The organism is Paraburkholderia sp. A1BS-2L, assembly GCF_051125205.1.
Lineage (GTDB): Bacteria > Pseudomonadota > Gammaproteobacteria > Burkholderiales > Burkholderiaceae > Paraburkholderia.
On sequence record NZ_CP120432.1, the window covers coordinates 16,477 to 30,658 of the forward strand.

Annotated in this window: 13 protein-coding genes; all 13 read left to right on the plus strand. The window is 65.2% G+C overall.

The annotated features are described in order from the left end of the window. Position 1 precedes the first annotated feature (1 nt). The 13 genes from P5W98_RS33815 (at position 2) to P5W98_RS33875 (ending at position 14,129) form a co-directional block, all read left to right on the plus strand. Complete coding sequence (locus P5W98_RS33815) at positions 2–1,276, plus strand: TrbI/VirB10 family protein (protein WP_421028893.1); 1,275 nt, start codon at positions 2–4, stop codon at positions 1,274–1,276. Continuing rightward, positions 1,269–2,078 (plus strand): transglycosylase SLT domain-containing protein, encoded by an 810-nt coding sequence (locus P5W98_RS33820; RefSeq protein WP_421028894.1) that lies wholly within the window; start codon positions 1,269–1,271, stop codon positions 2,076–2,078. The genes P5W98_RS33815 and P5W98_RS33820 overlap by 8 nt, the downstream gene beginning before the upstream one ends. Then, positions 2,075–3,331, plus strand: coding sequence for a TrbG/VirB9 family P-type conjugative transfer protein (locus tag P5W98_RS33825; protein ID WP_421028895.1), 1,257 nt, complete (start codon positions 2,075–2,077; stop codon positions 3,329–3,331). Before P5W98_RS33820 ends, P5W98_RS33825 begins: the two co-directional genes overlap by 4 nt. Further along, positions 3,331–3,747 carry a lytic transglycosylase domain-containing protein gene (locus P5W98_RS33830; RefSeq protein ID WP_421028896.1) on the plus strand — a complete coding sequence of 139 codons (417 nt, stop codon included), beginning with the start codon at positions 3,331–3,333 and terminating at the stop codon, positions 3,745–3,747. Before P5W98_RS33825 ends, P5W98_RS33830 begins: the two co-directional genes overlap by 1 nt. A 110-nt stretch (positions 3,748–3,857) precedes the next feature. After that, positions 3,858–4,421 (plus strand): toxin co-regulated pilus biosynthesis Q family protein, encoded by a 564-nt coding sequence (locus tag P5W98_RS33835; RefSeq protein ID WP_421028897.1) that lies wholly within the window; start codon positions 3,858–3,860, stop codon positions 4,419–4,421. Positions 4,422–4,423: 2 nt separating this feature from the next. Then, positions 4,424–6,043: a type II secretory pathway protein gene (locus P5W98_RS33840; RefSeq protein WP_421028898.1), complete on the plus strand. Its 1,620-nt coding sequence runs from the start codon at positions 4,424–4,426 to the stop codon at positions 6,041–6,043. Between the two features lie 8 nt (positions 6,044–6,051). Then, positions 6,052–7,353 carry a hypothetical protein gene (locus P5W98_RS33845; RefSeq protein ID WP_421028899.1) on the plus strand — a complete coding sequence of 434 codons (1,302 nt, stop codon included), beginning with the start codon at positions 6,052–6,054 and terminating at the stop codon, positions 7,351–7,353. Further along, entirely contained in the window at positions 7,340–8,146 is an 807-nt protein-coding gene (locus P5W98_RS33850; RefSeq protein ID WP_421028900.1) for a hypothetical protein, read from the plus strand. Before P5W98_RS33845 ends, P5W98_RS33850 begins: the two co-directional genes overlap by 14 nt. A 25-nt stretch (positions 8,147–8,171) precedes the next feature. Further along, positions 8,172–10,385 carry an ATPase, T2SS/T4P/T4SS family gene (locus tag P5W98_RS33855; RefSeq protein WP_421028901.1) on the plus strand — a complete coding sequence of 738 codons (2,214 nt, stop codon included), beginning with the start codon at positions 8,172–8,174 and terminating at the stop codon, positions 10,383–10,385. Beyond that, positions 10,382–11,518: a type II secretion system protein gene (locus P5W98_RS33860; protein ID WP_421028902.1), complete on the plus strand. Its 1,137-nt coding sequence runs from the start codon at positions 10,382–10,384 to the stop codon at positions 11,516–11,518. The genes P5W98_RS33855 and P5W98_RS33860 overlap by 4 nt, the downstream gene beginning before the upstream one ends. A gap of 14 nt (positions 11,519–11,532) precedes the next feature. Further along, positions 11,533–12,126 (plus strand): type 4 pilus major pilin, encoded by a 594-nt coding sequence (locus P5W98_RS33865; protein ID WP_421028903.1) that lies wholly within the window; start codon positions 11,533–11,535, stop codon positions 12,124–12,126. A 12-nt stretch (positions 12,127–12,138) separates the two neighbouring features. Continuing rightward, a complete protein-coding gene (locus P5W98_RS33870) occupies positions 12,139–13,350 on the plus strand; it encodes a hypothetical protein (RefSeq protein WP_421028904.1) in 1,212 nt (403 codons plus the stop codon). 389 nt (positions 13,351–13,739) lie between these two features. Further along, a complete protein-coding gene (locus tag P5W98_RS33875) occupies positions 13,740–14,129 on the plus strand; it encodes a hypothetical protein (protein WP_421045106.1) in 390 nt (129 codons plus the stop codon). Positions 14,130–14,182 lie beyond the last annotated feature (53 nt).

A 14,182-nucleotide genomic window follows, 5' to 3' on the forward strand; every position in this document is an offset into this window, starting at 1 on the left:
CATGTCGAGCCAGAGCCAGGGGGTAACCGCGGATCAGGAGCGCGTGGTCAAGGGCAAGTCGCCGCGCAACGCGCTCATGGCGGTGGGTCTCATCTTCGCGCTCGCCATCGGGGCGATGGGCTTCTATTACCAGTCGAAGGTAAGCGCCCGTGCGGCCGAACAGGCGAAGGAGGACAAGGCCGCGAAGACCGCCGCTTCGGTGGATCATGCACCGGCCAGTGACGATATCGACCGGATCATTGCCGACCAGCAGGCGCGCGCCCGCGCAGCCGAGCAAAAGGCCCGCCGCGAAGCTGCCGCAGCATCGGACGCCCAGCCTGTGTCAACGAAGCCGGCACTGTCGCTGGACCAGTACGAGCGGGAGTCGAACAACGGGAACCTGGCGGCCAGCGCGAAGCAGGACAGTCTCTACGCCTCGCCGATTTTCATTCCGGGCCTCAAGGTCAAGGAGCAGGCGGATTCGCAGAACAACGCCGCGGCGGGGGGAATCATGACGCCCCAGCAGATGGCAGTGCAACAGCTCGCCGCGCAGCAGGCAGCAGCAGGGCAGGCCGCCGCGCAGGCAGGGGCGCTTGCGGCGGCGATGGGGCAGGGTAACGCCCGCGCATCCTCCGCCGATCGCGACCTGCAGTTCCTGAAGGATGCGAAGGCGCAATCGAGCTCCGGCGAAGGATTCCTGAGCGCCGGGTTCATCGGCCAGGAGAAGACCTGCACGCTCTCGCCGCCGCATCACATTCCGGTGCTCACCGCCGAGGGTGAGAACTCCGACCGTCCGGGCACGGTGGCGCTCGTCGTCGAACAGGACGTCTATGACAGCGTGACGGGCACCTGCCTCATGATCCCGAAGGGCACCACCATTACGGGCCCGTACCAGAGCGATATCCAGGTCGGACAGGAAAGCATCCAGGTTGCCGCCACCGAGATGCGCCTGCCCAACGGCAAGGAAGTGCCGCTCTATGGCGCACAGGGCGCGGACGAGAACGGCGAAGCGGGTTTCTCGGGCGACGTCAACAACCACTTCCTGAAAATCTTCGGTGCGTCGGCACTCACCGCCGTGCTGCTCGGCGCGTTCGACAAGAACGGTGTCTCGTCAACAACCAGCGGTCCGTACGGTGTCACGCAGGTGGGCAGTACCGCGGGCCAGGTCGCGGCACAGACGTCGCAGTCGATCCTGAGCCGCTACCAGAGCATTCCGCCGACCATCAAGGTGGCACCGGGCAAGCGCGGCATGATCAAGGTGAACCGCAACATCCACCTGGAGCCGTACCGTGGCTAGGCTCGCACTGGTTCCCTTGCTGTTCTCGGCCGCAGCGAGTGTGACAGCGCACACCGCGACCATCGAGCGGATCATCAGCCCCGACGCGCTGGTGCTGGCCTCGCACGACGCGCGCGAGGTCGCGTCGCTCGACGGCGCGCCCGTCCTCTACTGCGGGCTTGCGCCGTTTCACACATGGGCTTCGCGCCTCGTTGGCCAGACGGTGGCGAGCACGCCGGCACAGGGCATCACCGTGCCGGTCGATTCGCATGTGGTCTCGCTCGCCGGGCTCATGGTGCGCAGCGGCTGGCTGCAACCCGGGCAGCTCGATGACGACGCACAGGCGGCGATCGCCGAAGGCCGGGGCGGCTGGGCGTGCGCGAAGGCCGAGACGCCCTTCGTCCTGATGCACACGAGCGTTGATCCGAAGGTGCTGGCCGGCATCGCACTGAACGAAACCGCCTACCACGGGCGCGCGTGGCCGTGGACGCTGAATGTCGCAGGGCGTGGCTACTACTTCCGTTCCCGCCAGGATGCGTACGGCGCAATGCGCGCCCTTCTTGCGGCGGGCCGTTGCGACTTTGACGTAGGGATCATGCAGATCCATTGGTGCGCTCACCGGCAGCGCTTCGCCTCGCCATGGGATGCGCTTGCGCCCGCAACGAACATTCACGTTGCGGAAGCGATCCTCAACGAGAACTACAGCCGCACGCACTCGGTCGCGAAGGCCATCGCGTTCTACCACAGCGCCAACCCGGTGCCGGGCAGTGCTTACCTCGCGCGCTTCGCGCATCACCTCAACCAGATCCAGGCTGGCCTATGACGCGCAGTCTTCTTACGTTCGCGACCCTGTGCGCATTCAGCGCAGCACACCTCGCTCTGGCTGCCAATACCGATCCCTTTAATTTCGATTACGAGATCGCGGGCGGCATCGCCGAGCGTCCGGCGCTCGTCTTCAACGACGGCTCGAAGACCTATATCCAGCCGCGTGCCGGACAGGTCATCACGGTAGCCGGTGGACACGCCGAAGGGCCGTACATGGTCGTGGACGGCACACCTGCCACGATCCAGTACAGCGTCGCCGGACATACAGCCGTGGCGAGCTGGAAGCGGGCCAACACGTTTATCGGCGGACATGGCACGGTGCCAGGCTCTGGCGACGACCAGCCTGTCGCGTTTTCCGGCTTTAGTGGACGCCTGTCGCTCGTGGGCGAGCGTGGCGCGCTCGAGCCCGTGCGCACGCTGAACGCCACCATGCCGGTCGCCTCGATCGTCAAGGCGCTGGTGCCGCAGGGCTGGAGCGGATCGGCGCAGAAGGATGTCGATCTGACCGCCGCGGACCGCTTCGAGACGCGGCAGGGCGAGAACTGGATGCAGGCACTCGACCGGCTCATGGGGCAGACAGGCCTCTACGCGGATGTCGATTTCGACGCGCGTCATGTGCGCCTGCGCCGCGACGTCGAAAAGTCCGGCGCACTCGCCTACGCCGCGGCAACGGTGACGCATGCCGACCCGACGGTGGTTGCGGCGGCTTCGGCCCCGGCGGCCCCGGACGCTGTCGCGGCGGTGCCGCCCGCGCAGTCACTTCTCGCAACGTACTTCGGCGCAAATGCGATCCGCGATGGCGACGACACGCACACACAGATCCGCTTTGCCGCCAGGCCGAAGGACCTGAAGTTTGTCTCGACCGATGGCGTTTCGCTGCACCCGAAGTGGGATGCCGACACCGGCGTCATGACCATCGACCGTGCGGAGCGCTTCATCGTTTCGGACGAGGCGCACCGTGTCGAGGTCGCGCGCAGCCCGGGCACCGTGTACGACTTCCCCGTTGGCAACAGCGCCCATCTGGAAGCGGTATTCGACGAGAAGGGCGAGACGTTCTTCAAGTTCGCGCCAAGCGTCATCAACGTGACCGTCGCTGACGTGCACCACCTGGGCTCGGGCGAACAGAAAGGCCGTTTCTACAAGTTCAACGGCACCTCGGAGCAGTTCATCGTGACGGCGGACGGACAGACCGTCAGCGTGCTACGACGGCACGACGTGAAGTACTTCGAGCGTGCGGGAGCGACCTCGTGATGCGCTACGCACTCCTTTCCCTGATCGCGCTCGCGGTGGCTCCGGCGGGCGCACACGCTGACTGTCTCGATGATGCGGCCGCCTACCGGCATATCAGTGCGCAGCTCGTGCGCGCGATTGCTCAGCAGGAGTCGGGCATGCATGCGGGCGCGATCAACGTCAATGCGAATGGCAGCGAGGACATCGGTCTCATGCAGATCAACAGTTCGTGGCTGCCTGTGCTCGCCCGCTATGGCATCCGCCGCGAGCACCTCTTTAACGCCTGCGTGAACGCTTACGTGGGGACGTGGATTCTCGCCTCGAACTTCCGCCAGTTCGGGCCGACCTGGAAAGCTGTCGGCGCCTATAACGCGACGTCGAGCTCACGCCAGCTTGTCTACGCCAATTCGATCTACCGACGCCTTCAGGGCCACTGAAAACCATGAGAAATCACTTCCCCAAGGATTCCGGTCCGCGCGTCCGGACCATTGCGCAGGCCCTGCTGGCACTGGCGCTCGGTAGCGCCGTATCCATGGCAGTCGCTGCCATGCAACCCGATCAGTCGAAGGTTCCGGCGCCCGCAGGCGATGGCTGGCAACTGCTCGGCAGCGGTAGCGCTCCTGCAGCGCCGGCCGCACCGAGGGCGGCAAGCACGGGCGCTGCTGCGCCCGCTCAGCAACCGGTGGCTGCTCCGGCGTCCAGCCAGGCGCCAGTCGCGCCGACGGTCCTGGCTTCCGCTGCGCCGATCACGCCGGCTACGCCGCAAGCTTCGGCTCCGGCTTCGGCTTCGGCTGACACGATGACGGTGGTGGTCCCCCCCGCTGCGGCAGGCGGCGAGCCTGTGGGCACGATGTCCTTCACGATCACGCCGCAGGACACCAACCTGCGTAACGCACTCGACCGCTGGTTGCAGACGCAGGGCTGGCAGCTTGCCTGGAAGATCGGTGATGACCTGCCGGTCGAATTCAACGCGACCTTCAGCGGCGACTTCCGTTCGGTGCTCACGCAGGTCATGCAGGCGACCGACCACATGCGCACGCCCTCACGCGTGTGCGAGCACACCAACAACGTAATTCGCGTGATCGCCCGCGCGGCCAACTGCAAGGACTGACCATGCGCCTCTATCCCATCCGTACCCTGATCGCGACGGCGAGCGTCGTGATGATCGCCGGTTGCGCCGTCACGCAAGGCGATGTCAACAGTGCCTATGACCAGGGGAATGCGACGGCGAGCGCTGCGCTCGACGGCGCTGGAAACAGTATTCCGCTCGTTGAGGTGGTGCCCAGCGCCTTCCTCGGCGATCGCCCGGTGCCCCTCGCGTATGAGGCCACGCTGCCTGCGGTGTTTCGCGACAAGAAGATCACCTTCCCGCCGAAGCTCGACGTGAGGACGCTCGCGACGCTTGTCTCGAACGCTTCGGGTTTTCCGGTGCGCGTGAGTCCCGACGTCTACATCCCGCGCGACAGCCTGATTCCGCGCGCCTCAAACGACGACAAGAGCGCGCCCGCAAGCCTGGGCGGCGTCAGAACGTCCGAAGTGCCGGTGTACGACCAGCCCTGCGAATCGTGCGCAATCGGTCGCTATCTGCACGACGTCACGGAGGATCTCGGCCTCGACTGGTCCTTCGATGGCTCGGCCATCACGATCAGCCGGTTCGTCACGCGCATGTACCAGATCGCTGCGATCCCGGGCAAGGTGTCGATCGAGTCGCGGATGTCCAAGGGGACCGACACGTCGACGGGCAACCAGTCGACGGGTTCCACGGGCGGTGCCAATACGGACACCGGCACGTTCTCGGCAATGACTTCCAGCGGCCGCAAGGGCGACTTCGACCAGATCCTGTCGATCGAGAATACGCTCAAGCAGCTGAAGTCTCCGATGGGTCGCATTACCGTGAACCCGCAGAGCCGCCTCGTGACCGTGTACGACACACGGGAAGCGGCGGATCGCATGGGAGAGATGCTCAAGCGCGAGAACGCGATCTCCACGCGCCAGGTGATGCTGCGCGTGCGCACGATCCAGATCGCGCTGAACCGCGGCACCCAGGCGGGTGTGAATGCCGATATCGTCTACACCAGCATCCAGGGCGGGCTCGCCAAATGGGCGGTGAACTTCACCTCACCGACGTCGCTGTCCTCTGGCGGCGGCACTGTTGGCCTGTCTGTGCTCGAGCCGAACGCACCATTCACTGGCACCAACGCTGTCATCAACGGCCTGAACAAGTATGGCCGCACGATCTCCGACAACACGGTCTCGAAGCTCACGCTCAATGGCCTGCCGGTATCGGTGGCGAACTTCCAGAGCGACGACTATCTGCGTTCGACCTCGCCCTCGGCGGGCAGCGTCACCGGCACGTCGAGCGGGGTGGTGGGCCTCACGCCTGGCACGCTAACGACCGGCGATTTTCTGCACATCCTCCCCTCGGTCAACGATCACAACCAGATCCTCCTCGCGTACTGGCGTGACAGTTCGAAGCCGAATGGTCCGTTCACCTCGGCGGGCACAGGCTCGGGCCAGACGGCGCAGCAGATCCAGCTTGCCCACACGATCGGCAGCAAGGACGACGAGACGATCGCGCTTTCGGACGGACAGACCGTCGTTCTTTACGGCGCAGTCACCGACACGGCCGACGGCACGACAAACGGGGGCATCGCGGGCATTACCGGGGCCTGGAACAAGTCGCATACGTTCCAGGTGGTGATGCTCACCGCAACCGTCGTTCCCTCGATGTAGGCATGGGCATGCATATCACCGAACCGTTGCCGGGTGAAAAGCGCGCGAGGCTGGTCTTCGGCCTCGACTGGCGAGCCTATCCCCTCAAGGGAAAAAAGGATGGACGCGCCCGCTATGCGGAGGACTTCACGGCGACGCATTACGTCGAAATGCAGGTCGGCGACGTCATGCTCGGCGGATTCTGCGCGCCCGACGCTTCCGACCTCAAGGGTGTGAAGCTCTACTCGGGCGCCGCGCGTGTGGCGATGCTCGAACGCGTGCGTACCCGCCCGGCCGTGCTGGTGCTCATGCAGGACGGACAGCGTGTGCATCTGGTCTATGTCGTGCGCGGCGCGGTCAACAACGACCAGGTCGTGAGCCTCACGCAGGCGGAAAAGCGGCGCGATGAGATCGCGCAGCAATGCCGCAGGCAGGGCCTGGCGCTCGTTGTGCTCGCCTCGGGCGAGGCGCTCGCTCAGGGCGACGAGCCTTTCCAGACGGTCGAGCTGCTTGCCTTGAAGAAGGCCGGCAAGCTCGCCCGTGTCCCTGTGGGTGTGCCCAATGCGGTGGTTTTCCTCCTCGCGGCAGGCGTGGGCATTTTCGCGGTCAAGGAAGCGGTCAGCGTATTCAGCCCGCCCGCGCTGCCCGCGAATGCGCGGCCGACCTGGACCCAGCAGTACGAGAAGGCCCTGCGCCACGAGTTCGCCGCGGGTACGCCGATGGCGTCACAGCTCGCGCCACAGCTGATCGAGACGATCGTCGACTTCGATTCGAACCGTGAGGGCTGGCAGTTCAGGGAGGCAACGTGCCCGCGCGCGGGCTACTGCGCGCTGAACTACACGCGCATGGGCGGGACCTTCGAGGACTTCGCGCGCAGCGCACCGGCTTCGATGCAGCCGCTCACGTTCGATCGCTCGGGTCTCGCGCTCGGCGCGCGCGGCCCCGCGGTGCCGGAAGTGCCAGCGGTCGTCGCCACGCAGTCGAAGGCGTGGCCTGGCGAGCAGCAGCTCATCGACATGCTGCAGACGCCGGCGCAGCAGTTGTCCACCCGGCCATTCGACCTCAAGAGTTTCGGCTACAGCGTGAGGCTGTCTCCCGCCCAGCCGCTCATCAATACGCCGCCGCCGGCAAACGAGCGTCACGGGCCGCTCATCCGTTCGGGCAGCTGGGAGATCGACGGTTACCGGTGGCAGGCACCGCTGCTCGCGCGGTTGCCACCGGACATGACGATTGAAACCCTCAAGGTGACGCTCGACACCGAGGCGCCTGAGGAGATGGGCAAGGTCGGAATCAAATTCGTTGCGAAGGGCAAATACTATGTCGTCCAATAAACGTCTCACTACCGCGCTTGCCACGACGCTTGCTGCCGGGTTCGCACTTGGTGTCGGTCCGGCGAACGGCGCGCTCGCAGCGTCCACGCCCTCGTTCGATGGGGCCATCGCGGCGACACCGCCCGCGCAGTCAGTAAAAACGGCAACCGCAATCCCGAACACGTCGAACGTTGCGTCCGCAACGTCGGGTGCTGCATCGGCCGTCCACATGGCAGCCGCGCCGGTCGTAAGCGCCTCGCAGGCGGCCGCGACCGTGGCGGCACCGGTTATGGCTCCCGCCCCGGCCAGCGACGCGCATCTGACGCTGCGCGATATCGACCAGCTCGCGCGCAACAAGGTCGCCCGCGCGCTGCGCGACGGCGACGGCGCGGGGAGCGCTACGCCCGCGGCCCCCGCGTCGGCCGCGCCCCTTCGTGCCGAGGCGCCGCCGCCTGCAACGCCCCCGGCACCTGTACTTGTGGCGCCCGCCTGGCGTTCACCACGCGTCGATCCGGTCACATTCGTCGGTTCGTTCACCGATCAACAGGGCCTGCACGTTCTCTATCAGTACGGCGGCGCTGTCTATCCGGCGCGTCGGGGAGAAAAGCTGCTCAACGGATGGGTCGTGCGCAAGGTCGAGGGTCTGTTTGTGACGGTCGCCGAGGGCAAGGCCACACGCACCGTCGCGATGCGCTCGGGCGCTCAGGATGGCGTCGCACCCGCTGGCAATGCGACGCCGGTTGCGGTGTCGGGACCGCTGCGCGACGTCGGCGCGCCGCTGCCTCCGTGGATCGCGCCGTCCACCGCGCAATAAGACAACTTCAGTCGGGGAGGAAAACATGTCTTTCTTTGGGAATGTCGAAAACGAACCGAAGCCGCGCGCGTCGCTCTTCGCGCGCCTTCGGGGCTGGCGTCCGGGCTTCGTGGAGGAAAGCGACGCCGCGCCGGTTGAGCCCGTGTTCGAAACCGCCCGGCCCGCACGCAGGGGCGCGGGTGCGCCGCCCGGGTCGCTGGGCGCGCGGCTAAGGGACGGCGACATCACGGACGTCGATCCGATCGAGGTGCCGGGTGGTGCGTTTGTCGACGTACCCACAGGCGCCAAAGCCACGTTCGCGGATGAAAGCGAGCCGGAAAGCGTGCGGTTTGATGGGGAGCCCGTGAGCGACGCTCCACAGCGCGCGAGTGAAGCGTATGCGCAACCGGGCGATGGCGCGACCGACCAGGCGAGGACAGTTCGGGAAGATGAGGTGAGGGCGGACGCGCAGGCCGAGGTTTGCCGCGAGGAAAGCTCGTCGCATGAAGGGGACGGCGCACATGTCCCGCCGCCCGAAGCCGAGGCTGCCCCGGTAGCCGGAGAGCACGCGATCACTGTGCCGGACGTCGAATACGCGCCGGTGGGTATGCCGCGCCTCGTGTCGGCCGAGGCGCTCGCCGATTTCAAGCGAATCCTCTGTGACACCACGGCGGACGCAACGCTTCGCATCACGTCCGAGACGCGGCGCAGTTTCGTGGCCGTCGACATGCAGGCCGGCATGGCGGTTGTCATCACCACACGCGAGTTCCACCAGACGCCGCTCTACACGACGTACCTGCGCGACCTCGATCGTCTGCACATCTCGGTGCGTGAGGAAATGATTGCCACCCAGGACGTGATCGCTGGTGTCTACGAGCGTGGGCGGATCCGGCTCTCGTCGCACGTACCCGAAGGCTCGCGCGCGATCGCGCTGTTCCGCGACATCATCGACGCCGCGCACGCCTATGGCTCCAATGACGTGCACTGGGAATCGCGCGACTACGAGTCCGATGCTGAATTGCGGTTTCGCGTCGACGGCGATCTCTACACCTACCGTCGAATGCCGAAGGCGACTGTACTGCGTGCGCTCTCCGCGGCCTATCAGGATCTCGTCCAGCGCAACACGAACAGCGGCAATGCGTTCCAGCCAACGGCCGCGCAGTCGGCCATGATTCCGCTCGCGCTCTCGACCGATACGCTGAACATCCGCTGGCAGAGTGCGCCGCAGGTCGCCGGTTTCGACGTCGCCCTGCGGCTGCTGGACGGCAACTTCCGTAAGTACAGCGTGCGCCTGCCGCACACGATGGGGCTTGAGGCGAGCCAGCTGGAGATCGTGGATTCGCTTGGCCACGCGAGCGGCGGTGCGGTGCTGCTCTCGGGCGAGACGGGTTCCGCCAAGAGCACGCTGCTGCGCGCGCTGGCATGGATGGTGGACGGGCGCGAACTCATGAAGCAGTACGCCGTGAGCATGCCGTCGGAATACCCAATGCCGTGGCTCTCCGACCAGTCGGTGCCGCGCGGTCTGGATGAAACGGAAGAGGAATTCCGCCGCAAGGTGGCCTCGATCATCCGCACGCTCATGCGTATGGACCCGGACGATCTGACCGTCGCGGAAATCCTCGACTCGACCGTGGCGGGCCTTGTCGTTGAGCTTGCGCTGACCGGTCACCCGGTGCGCACGACCATCCACGCGGACAGCATCATCGGCGTGTTCATTCGGCTGCTCGGCGATCGTCTGCGGATGACGGCCGATGAGGTGGCCTCCGAGAAGTTCATCAATGCAGTGGGCAATCAGAAACTGATCCCGATGCTGTGCCCGCATTGCAAGCTGCCTGCTGCCGACGTCATGCGTGCGTCCGATCTCGAACTGCTGCGCACGAAGTTCGGCCTTGACACTTCGAAGATGGCCTGTCGCAACGACGATGGCTGCGAACACTGCCGCAAGAAGGGGCTGCTTGCGCGCGACGGCAAGGTTGCGGCCGGCACGAAGGGGCAGACGCTCGCCATGGAACTGTACCGGCCGACGCCGGAATTCCTCGACAAGATTTCCGTGCGCGACTGGCGCGGCGCGGAAGAGGCGTGGCGCCGCGAGCGCAAGGCTGACTTCAATTCGGCGGACATGACCGGCAAGACGATCTACGAGCACGCGCTGTACAAGGCGTCACAGGGGTTGATCGATCCGCGCTTCATTGACCGCTCGATGAAGCCGTTCCGCACCTATCGAGTCGTGGCCGATCGCGACGGGAGGATGCCGTCGTGAGCGGCCGTTTCCTGTATCCGTTGCTCATGCGCCTGCCGTACCGGGACCGCATGAAGTTCGCGACGTGGCGCTTCCAGAAAGTGCGTGAAGCCTTCTATGAAGAATCGAGGCTCGATATCGAGGCGACGAAGGGGCTGCGCAACCGCGAGACGCTGATGGAGCGGCTGGGCGTACTGGAGGAGCGTGCCCGCAAACGCCGTCAGATCGTGTGGATGGTCTATCACGCGATCGGCGAGCGGCTCGGCAAGGGTGAGGGCTTCGCGCAGTCGATGAAGCCGTTCATTCCCGGCGAGGAGTATGCGCTGCTCGAACTGGCCGAATCCTCGACGAAGGAGGATGCGGCCCGGCGCGGATTCGAACTGTGCTCGATGACCGCTTCGGCGCGACGCGTGCTGGCGACGACGACGGCGATGCAGCTGGCCTACCCGGTGATGCTGCTCGCGTACATGTACGGGCTTGGCGCCATGTTCGGAGCGCTCATCTATCCGCAGGTGCTGGAGATCCGGCCGCTGGAGCAGTGGAGCGCGCCCGGGCGATTCCTGTACGCCATCGACACGTTCTGCGCCGATTACTGGTGGCTGAACGTGACGCTGATCGGCGCGCTGGTCTGGGCGTACTTCTACGGACTGAAGCGCTGGACCGGGCCGATGCGCAACCGGATCGACGCGGCACCCCTTATGTGGCGCAACCGTCGCGACCTGCGTGCGGCATTGCTCATCGTCTCGTTGTCCGGGCTTTTCGATTCCGGACTCACGCTCAGCGGCGCGCTCGAGCGCATCAAGGTCAATGCCGATCCGTGGCTGCGCTGGCACGTCACGCGCATGCTGCGGCGGCTGGAACTGAAGCCCGAAGAGCCCATGCGTGCGCTCGAAACCGGAATCTTCTCGGCGCTTGTCGTGGACCGAATCGCGGACGCAGAGCGGCGCGACAACTTCGTCGAGGCGGTCAAGTCGCTCGGACGCGGCTCGCTCGACCGGGTGGTGGAGGCGGTGCGCCGCAACGCCCGTATCACGCACTACGTGCTGCTGGGCATCGCAGCGGCGCTTTTTATCGGGGTGGGCGTGGGCTCCTATGCCGTCACCGGACTCGTTGGCCTGCAAAGCGCGCTGGGTGCAAGCGCAGGCAATTTCTGACAAGGACAAGAACCATGAAGACGCAACAAACCACGATGGCCCGCCTGGAAACGCAACGGCGCCTCGCGCGCAGGAAAAAGCAGACTGGCGAACTCTCGCTCATCGAAGCCGGTGCAGTGCTCGGCGCGATGGCGCTGCTCGCGCTGATCATCTATCTGGGCGTGCCTTTCGTGCGCAACATGGTGCAGGCCGCGCATTTCAAGAGCGAGGCCACGATGTTCCACACAGGCATCCAGAACGCCACGCAGAACGACGCGAACTTCTCGGGTGAGTCGCTGACGTCGCTTGCGCAGAACCATGCCTTCGATGCGGCAGGCGCACGGGTAGCGAGCGACTACAGCACGGTGCAGGGCATGTTCGGCGGCGACGTCACGGCCACGCCGGGTACGGTCACGAACGCCAATGACGCGGTGATTACGTCGTATCCCGTGCCGGCCGCCGTGTGCTCGATGAGCGCCGCAGCGCTGGCCAACGTCTTTACGGAAGTCAGCATCAACGGCACGGTCGTCTACAGCCCGACGACTGCGTTCAGCAGTTCGGCCGCAGGCAGCGCGTGCAGTTCGGCGGGGAAGGTAGCGACCGTCGAGCTTTACACGACGCGCAGCTGAGGACGGCGAGCGATGGGCAGCCTGATCGAGATGGTGGTGTTCCTCGCGGCGTCAGCGATCCTGACGGTCGTGTCGATCCAGCAGGACGTCGCGAAGCGCCGCGCCGAGGTGCTGGCTGCCGAAGGGCAGAACGAGGGGGTGATCGTCAGTGCGCTGGCGAGCTGGGTGAGCGACAACTTCTCGAACCTGCTGACGCAGTACACCGCTTCGGGCGGCAATCCGGTCCTGAGCGCGCCGACGCTGGCGCAACTCAAAAGCTCCGGTGAGTTGAAGCAGAACTATGCTACAGGGCCGTTCTGGGGCGGATCCTACACCATCCAGATGTCGATGGTGCCCGCAGGTTGCACGCAGGCCGCGGGCAACTGTCACGTCACATGGGCGTTTTACCCGTCGATGCCGTATACGCGCAACGGCGTGTCGGACGTCGAGGGCGCCGCGCAGATCGCGCTTGCAGGCAACGCCAGCAACGGGCAGTTCGGCTATTCGTCGACGCGCAATTCAGCGACCGTCTACGGGATCAACGGGGCATGGAATGCCAGCAATCCGTTGCCGGGCGCACCGGCCGCGGCAATCCTCGCGACCAACGGGTCAGTCGACGATGGCACCTCGCTCTATATCCGGCGCGACGGGAGCCTCACGTGGACAGGCGACCAGAACGTCAATGGCGTGAGCCTGCACAACGTCAACAGCATCGATGCGACCGGCACGATTGCATCGCCGACCCTTTCCGCATCCAACGTTGCGGTGAGTAACTCGATCCGCACACCTGGCACGTTGCAGGTTGAGAACGCTGCGGGCACGGCGCCGGCGCCGATCAACACGGGTGCAGCGACGGTCAATGGCAACGCAACCATCACGGGTACGGCGCAGGTCGGGAACGTCGCAGTGCCCAGGACCGCGTGCAGCGGCACGGGAATCGCGGGTGATGCTGACGGGTCGGGGCTCATGCTCTCCTGCCAGCGCGGCATCTGGTTGCCGATTGGCGGGACGATTCTCCGGTACGGCTACTACACGGTGGCAAACGGCTCCGGGGTGCCCGCGCCCAGCTGCGCGGCTGGTGGAACGCCGCAGATCGTGATCGACGGTCAGAGCCTCTATGTCGATCCGACGGCGACGGTGAACTACGGGGTGTCCGGTACGGGGCCGTGGACTGTGTCGATCACGGATGGAAGCGGCTCGGGCATCGGCGGGTGGGCCGTGGCGACAACCTATTGCGCGTTTTAGGGAGGGCGCAGAAAGTGAATCTGGGAAAAGTAATCCTGCGCGCGGCGGTCTTCGTCGGCGTTCTGTTGTTGGGGCCGGCCGCGTTGGCCAACCCGGTCCGTTGTTCACCGGGCTATCAGGACTCGACGTGCACGCCTGCATTGGCAAACGCGCCGCAGCCGCAGCCACAGTGTCCGGCTTCTGCAGGGTGGACAACGAGCGTCGCGTCGCAGTGGATCGGATCGCAGTGGAGCGCGCCGTCGTGCAATTATCAGGCGCCGCCCCCGTGTCCGGGTGGACAGATCGAGACTAGCGGCCCGGTTTGGAACGGATCAAGCTGGAGTGCGCCGGGGTGTATGCTGCCTACGGCACCGCCAAAAGACCCGTCCCAGGTTTGTACGAACGCGGTAGTGACGGGGAATGTGACAATCTTTGGAGTTGGTTTCGGTTGGAACACTGCCAATGCTTCGCAGTTCACCAAATATCAGGATTTCTCGCGGTGGTATTGGGGACCAAATACGGACCACTACCTGAATTGGCCGACATATTCAACGGATGATCCGTTCACCAATATCGAGATAATGAATGCGCAGGTAGGCATGAAGCTACCGAATTCAGCTGCAACAACGGACGCCTGGTATTTCGGCACCTATTCAGGCCCCACGTTTGAGAACTTTGATGGGTCGCTCTGGAACACATACATGGCTACCTGTGCGCTGAGTCCTAGTGGAACCGTTGACGGAGTAGTGATGATTCCCATGGTTCCATCACCTGACGGCGGACAAGGCGGCGGAACTTGACGATAAAAAGCCCCGCGCATCGTTAAGTGGCGTGGGGCTTTTCTGGGCTGCCT

Coding starts and splice junctions, on each gene's coding strand:
- P5W98_RS33815 (WP_421028893.1), top strand. CDS start 2: ATGTCGAGCCAGAGCCAGGGGGTAACCGCGGATCAGGAGCGCGTGGTC.
- P5W98_RS33825 (WP_421028895.1), top strand. CDS start 2,075: ATGACGCGCAGTCTTCTTACGTTCGCGACCCTGTGCGCATTCAGCGCA.
- P5W98_RS33830 (WP_421028896.1), top strand. CDS start 3,331: ATGCGCTACGCACTCCTTTCCCTGATCGCGCTCGCGGTGGCTCCGGCG.
- P5W98_RS33835 (WP_421028897.1), top strand. CDS start 3,858: ATGCAACCCGATCAGTCGAAGGTTCCGGCGCCCGCAGGCGATGGCTGG.
- P5W98_RS33840 (WP_421028898.1), top strand. CDS start 4,424: ATGCGCCTCTATCCCATCCGTACCCTGATCGCGACGGCGAGCGTCGTG.
- P5W98_RS33845 (WP_421028899.1), top strand. CDS start 6,052: ATGCATATCACCGAACCGTTGCCGGGTGAAAAGCGCGCGAGGCTGGTC.
- P5W98_RS33850 (WP_421028900.1), top strand. CDS start 7,340: ATGTCGTCCAATAAACGTCTCACTACCGCGCTTGCCACGACGCTTGCT.
- P5W98_RS33855 (WP_421028901.1), top strand. CDS start 8,172: ATGTCTTTCTTTGGGAATGTCGAAAACGAACCGAAGCCGCGCGCGTCG.
- P5W98_RS33865 (WP_421028903.1), top strand. CDS start 11,533: ATGAAGACGCAACAAACCACGATGGCCCGCCTGGAAACGCAACGGCGC.
- P5W98_RS33870 (WP_421028904.1), top strand. CDS start 12,139: ATGGGCAGCCTGATCGAGATGGTGGTGTTCCTCGCGGCGTCAGCGATC.